At 78.4% G+C, this 1,416-nt stretch carries 1 protein-coding gene; it reads right to left on the bottom strand.

Features of this window, described 5'->3' with window-relative positions; all coding sequences use genetic code 11:
- A partial coding sequence (locus GTR00_RS20815; protein WP_240900741.1) for a DEAD/DEAH box helicase occupies nucleotides 1-1,416 on the bottom strand: 1,416 nt, incomplete at both ends.

Here is a 1,416-nt window from a genome sequence, read left to right as displayed (position 1 = left end):
GTGCCGGTGCCCCGGCCGCGACCGCCGCGGCGGCGGCGCGGTGCGGCACCGGCCGGGGCGCCGGGCTCGCGGCGGTCCGCCTGGCCCTGCGGGGCACCCGCCCGGCCGGCGCGGTCCTGCTGCTGGGCGGGGCGCCGCCCGGCCGCCGGGGCCTGCTGCACCCGCGGCTGCTTGGGGGCGCGCTGCGGCTGCGGCGGCGCGGTCGGCACCGGCGAGGACGCCGGGTCCACCCAGGCCGCGCGCGGGCCGACCAGGCCGTCCACCACGGCGTCGCCCGCGGTGGCGGAGGCCCAGCGCGGGGAGATGCCCGCCTGCCGGGCCAGGGTGCGCACGTCGGAGCGCTGGTCCGGGGTGGCCACGGTCACCACGAGGCCCTCGGCGCCGGCGCGGGCGGTGCGCCCGGAGCGGTGCAGGTACGCCTTGTGCTCGGTGGGCGGGTCCACGTGCACCACCAGGCCGACCTCGTCGACGTGGATGCCGCGCGCGGCGATGTCGGTGGCCACCAGCACGCGCACCGAGCCCTCGGAGAAGGCGCCGAGGTTGCGCTCGCGGGCGTTCTGGCTGAGGTTGCCGTGCAGGTCCACGGCCGGGGTGCCGGCGGCGGTGAGCTGCTTGGCGAGCTTCTTCGCGCCGTGCTTGGTGCGGGTGAACAGCACGGTGCGGCCCTCACCGGCGGCCAGGTCGCGCACCAGCGCGGCCTTGCCGTCGGCGGACACCTCGAGCACGTGGTGCTCCATCGTGGACACCGGCGCCACGGCCGGGTCCACCGAGTGGGTCACCGGCCGGGAGAGGTACCGCTTGACCAGGACGTCGACGCCGTTGTCCAGCGTGGCGGAGAACAGCAGGCGCTGACCGCCGGCGGGGGTGGAGTCCAGCAGGCGCTTGACGCCCGGCAGGAAGCCCAGGTCGGCCATGTGGTCGGCCTCGTCCAGCACGGTGACCTCCACCGCGTCCAGGCGGCAGTGGCCCTGGCGGATGAGGTCCTCCAGCCGGCCGGGGCAGGCGATGAGCACGTCGACGCCCTCGCGCAGCGCGCTGACCTGCGGGTTCTGCCCCACGCCGCCGAAGACGACGGCGGTGCGCATGCCCAGGGCCTGCGCGAGCGGGGTGACCGTGGCGGCGACCTGGTTGGCCAGCTCGCGGGTGGGCACGAGCACCAGGGCGCGCGGGCGGGTGGTGCGCCGGGGGGTGCCGGAGGCGGCCAGGCGCGCCACCAGCGGCAGGGCGAACGCGATGGTCTTGCCGCTGCCGGTGCGGCCGCGGCCCAGGACGTCGCGCCCGGCGAGGGAGTCGGGCAGCGTGGCGGACTGGATGGGGAACGGGCTGCTGACGCCGCGGGCGGCGAGGACCTCGACCAGCGCGGCGGGCACGCCCAGCTCGGCGAAGGAGCGCCCGTCGGCGACCTGACCGGCGGGC

Origin of the sequence: Kineococcus indalonis, assembly GCF_009906395.1 — a bacterium.
In the GTDB taxonomy this organism is placed as follows: domain Bacteria; phylum Actinomycetota; class Actinomycetes; order Actinomycetales; family Kineococcaceae; genus Kineococcus; species Kineococcus indalonis.
This window is presented reverse-complemented; position numbering and strand designations above follow the sequence as displayed.